The sequence below is a fragment of the Bacteroidota bacterium genome (genome assembly GCA_030706565.1).
GTDB lineage: Bacteria > Bacteroidota > Bacteroidia > Bacteroidales > JAUZOH01 > JAUZOH01.
The window spans coordinates 1-4,693 of record JAUZOH010000300.1 but is presented as its reverse complement, the minus strand read 5'-3'; the positions used below and the strand labels follow the sequence as shown (position 1 = coordinate 4,693).

Annotated in this window: 3 protein-coding genes; all 3 read left to right on the top strand. The window is 35.5% G+C overall.

Features of this window, described 5'->3' with window-relative positions; all coding sequences use genetic code 11:
• The first annotated feature begins 554 nt into the window (after nucleotides 1–554).
• On the top strand, nucleotides 555–1,118 hold the full coding sequence (locus Q8907_12950) for an RNA polymerase sigma-70 factor (GenBank protein ID MDP4275178.1): 564 nt from the start codon (nucleotides 555–557) through the stop codon (nucleotides 1,116–1,118).
• A 99-nt stretch (nucleotides 1,119–1,217) separates the two neighbouring features.
• Nucleotides 1,218–2,396, top strand: coding sequence for a FecR family protein (locus tag Q8907_12945; GenBank protein ID MDP4275177.1), 1,179 nt, complete (start codon nucleotides 1,218–1,220; stop codon nucleotides 2,394–2,396).
• A 249-nt stretch (nucleotides 2,397–2,645) separates the two neighbouring features.
• Nucleotides 2,646–4,693, top strand: a 2,048-nt coding sequence (locus tag Q8907_12940) for a SusC/RagA family TonB-linked outer membrane protein (GenBank protein ID MDP4275176.1), incomplete at its 3' end; no start/stop codon positions are given.

The following is a 4,693-nucleotide window of genomic DNA, read 5'->3' as shown; positions in this document are numbered from 1 at the left end:
GGTTGAAGGACAATAAATCACTGACTTTAAATTTTATTCCGTTCAGAAAAATATTTAGTTGCGAAACTTAAGTTATCTTAATTTTAAAGTTATTAATCAATTATATAAAGTTCTGTTTCATCTTCCTTAACAGGCACCATAAAGCCCAGGTACTGCCTTGCGCATCCCAGTACCAAAAACTTTACCAGGGAACATCATACCAGCATTTATTCAGGTTATCCAGGTTGGTTTGTTTCATCTATTTTAAATAAAAAAAAATTCAGGACTTTCTTTCAGGTTTATTTTGATAACCAAATTCGTGGAATTATTGGACATAGCCGAAGGCTTGGTTTTACAAATTTATTACAAATTTGCTCACATCTCCAAGTATTTTTTCCATTTAAGAAACCAGCTTTGATCTGTATATATATTTTTCATTCAGAAATATTTTATATAATGCATTTTGTTTGGATGAAATTTTATGTATAATAAGATTTTGTAAAAAATTATATTTGTAGTCATGAAATAACGGTTTAAATTACCGAAATATCAATGCCTACTATAAAAATCCTATTATGACTCAGCATGAAAAAGGGATTCTGGGGAAAATAAATAAGGGAGATAGGGAAATTTTTAACCTTGTTTTTAAAAAATATTTTCCTGGTTTATGCATTTTTGCTAATGACTATGTGAGAGAATATGAGGTCGCAGAAGATCTTGTACAGGAAGTATTTATTAGTTTTTGGGAGAGTAGTGATAAAATACTCATCAATTCTTCATTAAAAGCTTATTTATATCGTAGCGTACATAATCGTTGCCTGAATTATATACGCAACAGCAACTCTTTATCAAATAAAATAATTCCACTGAATAACCTGACGATGCAGTCTGATTTATTGCTGACAGACATTTCTGATTCAGTTTTCGACACATTATATACTGAACAGGCAGAGGAAGAACTTAATACGGCCATCGAAAATCTTCCTGAAAAGTGCCGGCAGATTTTTCAAATGTGCAGGTATGAACATCTTTCTTATTCAGAAGTGGCTGAACGTTTGGATCTTTCCACCAGCACCGTTAAAACGCAAATGTCAAGGGCAATTGATAAATTGCTTGAAAGTGTCAAAAAGTACTTCTGAAAATAAGTTAGAACAGCATATTCCATCTTAGTTTAAAAAATATATTAATTTTTTGTAGACCAAATTCGATTTTTTGTGTCTTAATTTTTGAAAGATATCATGATGAACAGTGAACATAAAAATACGGAGAGTTTTAATGATTTAATAATCAGTTTTTTGTCTGGGAATGCCAGTCAGGAAGAGATTGGCTTATTGCGTGATTGGATTAATCAGTCGGCAGAGAATAAATCGGAATTTATTAAGATAAGGACCATGTGGATGGCTACTGCCCAGATTGCCGATAACGATCCTAATCAGATAAATCAGAAACTGCGGGATTTGAATCATAAAATTGATTTAATGAACCATTATTCCCAGGGCTATACCTCCCGTTTCCGTATAAATAAGTTTCTGAAAATTGCAGCATCCGTTTTGATAATTTTCAGTCTTGGTTCGCTTTTAACATATCTTTTATTTATTGACAAGCCTTTGAATCGACATAAACTGGTTTCGTTTTATGTGTCAGAGGGAGCAAAAGCAATGACTGTTTTACCTGATGGTACCCAGGTTTGGATCAATGCTAAAAGTAATTTAAGTTATGATCCACAGACTTATGGGGAAAGAAACAGGCAGGTGACCTTAATAGGGGAAGCTTTTTTTAAGGTTGTTTCAAATGCAAAAAAGCCTTTTACCGTAAAGGCAAAAAATCTTAACATTAAAGCGGTAGGTACTGAATTTAATGTAAAAGCTTATCCCGAAGAAAATACCGTTGAAACCACATTGGTCAAAGGGATTGTAAAAATAGAAGGAGAAGATCAGCAAAATCGTTCTTTTTCCATTACCATGTTGCCTAAACAAAAAGTCACTTTTTCTACAGGTAAAGCAATTATTGACTCATCGCTATATACCAATCCGGCAAATTTAACCGCTGATAAGCTTAATAATATTAAATTAAAGAGATGTCAGGACTGTAAATTTTTAACCCCTGTTGTTCAAACTGCGGTGAATACGGATTTATCCACATCCTGGAAGGATGACCGTTGGATTTTTAAGGGAGAGGAAATAGGGGATCTGGCTATTCTGATTGAAAGAAGATATAATGTAACCATACATTTTCATTCGGAAGAATTAAAACATTATAAGTTTACCGGTACATTTAAGAACGAAACACTTGAACAGGTTATGCAGGTTGTTCAGCTGACAGCACCCCTTCAATATCAAATTGGGAAAGGAAAGGTTGACCTGACCATTGATCCTGTGGCAAAACTCAAATATGAAAAGCTATTTCACAATAATTAAAAAATATCTATGATGTCAAAACTTAATAAAATCAATTGCTTATGATAAGGAAACCTACTTAGCCACCAAAAAAAAAGTTGGAACCATGGCAGTGGTCCCAACTTCCTTTAAATTACAAAAACGATATTCTTTGTTAAAGAATATCAATCTTAATTGATTGTTTAATTAAAACCTTTCAAATTTATGAAAATATTTTGTAGGAGGATTTTTTTTCCTCAAAAAAAGAGGTGTCATAAAATTCTGTTAATTATGAAATTGTCTGTGATATTGTCATTCTTGGCAATTATTCAAACTTCAGCATCTGTTTTATCTCAAAGTCTGACGATTAATGTAAAGAATACAAGTCTACGAAGTGTTTTATATAAGATAGAAAACCAAAGTAAATATAGATTCTTTTATAATGATCAATTATCAGGATTAAATAATGATATAAGTATCAATGCAAAGAAGAAAGATCTAGATGAGATATTAAATAAAATTCTCGAGAATAAAGGGCTTACTTATAAAATGCTTGACAATAACATGGTGGTTATTACCCCTGAAAAGATTGCTCAGAAGCAAAAAGTTTCAGGAACCATTAAAGAAGTAGGCACTGAAAATCCTTTAGCCGGAGTTTATGTGATGATTGAAGGTACCAGTATTGGAGTTACCACGGATGCTGATGGGCGCTATAGTATTGAGGTCCCAAACAGTAATGCGGTTTTGGTGTTTTCGTACATGGGATTTATCACCCAGAAGGTCTCGGTGAAGGGAAGGACGGTTATTGATTTGGAGCTGTCCTCCGATATGAAAAAACTTGACGAAGTCGTTGTTGTCGGTTATGGACAACAGAAAAAGGTGACTGTGGTAGGTGCATTAAGCACTGTCACTACAAAAGACCTGAAACAGAGTCCTACCATAAACCTCTCCAATTCGTTGGCCGGGCGTATACCAGGTTTGATTGTAACCCAATATAGTGGTGGTGAACCGGGAGTTGATGCCAGTTCAATATATGTCAGGGGTATGTCTACATATAATAGTAGTAGTCAAAGTCCTATCGTGATTGTGGATGGTGTGGAGCGTGATTTTCAATATCTTAATCCCGATGAAGTTGAAACAATTACCGTGCTTAAGGATGCTTCTTCCACTGCAGTGTATGGTGTAAGAGGTGCCAACGGGGTTATTCTGGTAACCACCCGCCACGGTCAGACTCAGGATAAGCCCAGTGTTATATTTAAAGCAGCCTCAGGACTTTCTTCCGCCGTTATGTTCCCTACCTACCTGGGTTCTGCTGATTATGCCATGTTGTACAATGAGGCCAGGTTAAATGATGACCCTAATACTACCGTGAAATTATTTACTTCCGACCAGATAGAAAACTATCGCAAGGCAAAAGGGGATAACTCTGATGGGTTAGGCTACAACCTTAATTTGTTCGATTATGCTTTTAAACCCAGTTTACAGGAAGATTACAGTTTAAGAATTTCCGGAGGTTCCAGATCAACCCGGTATTTTGTTTTAGCCGGTTATATGAATCAAAACGGAAATTATAATCATACTGATCTCAGTACCTATAATACCAATGCGACATTCAAACGTTACAACTTCCGGTCAAATATCGACATTGATATTACCAAGAACTTTTATGTAAAACTGGATTTGGGGGGACGTATTCAACAAAGAGTTGCCCCGGGAACTACGGCAACCAGGATAGTTCAGATATGTAATACCCAACCATCCATTTACCCTATTATTCTTGAAAATAACGATAATACGGCGAATGCGGCTTATGAAGCAAAACATCCCAATGGTTTGCTGTTCGGTTCGCAGATTTACAGGTATAATATTTTAGGTGAATTGGCCTATTCGGGTTTTATTAATGAATATAAGGCATTCATGGATGGAACATTTACTATGGGCCACAAACTTGATTTTATTACCCAGGGATTAAAAATAGAGGGACAATTTTCTTATGATAACCAACAGGGTAATACTATAGACAGAACTGTTCCCCATGAGTCTGAAGGTTACAGGGAATATGGCGGTTATGCTACCTTTTATCCTACTGATGGTGTTGATGTTTTTATGGATGGTGGGCATTATCAGGGAGCATACTCTTCTCCAAGGCGTATTGACGATAATACGATGAATAATAGTATTAATACGGCAACTCCTTCACCACAAAGGAGGAATTATGGGCAGTTAACCTTAAATTATGACCGTTCTTTCGGCTTGCATACTGTAAGCGGCTTGCTGATGGGCGACAGGAGTAAACGTACTTATTCCAACGATGTTCCCTATATGTACGAAGGATTGGC

Bases quoted from the DNA above. Each gene is read 5' to 3' on its own strand.
- Q8907_12945 (MDP4275177.1), top strand. From the start codon at position 1,218: ATGATGAACAGTGAACATAAAAATACGGAGAGTTTTAATGATTTAATA.
- Q8907_12950 (MDP4275178.1), top strand. From the start codon at position 555: ATGACTCAGCATGAAAAAGGGATTCTGGGGAAAATAAATAAGGGAGAT.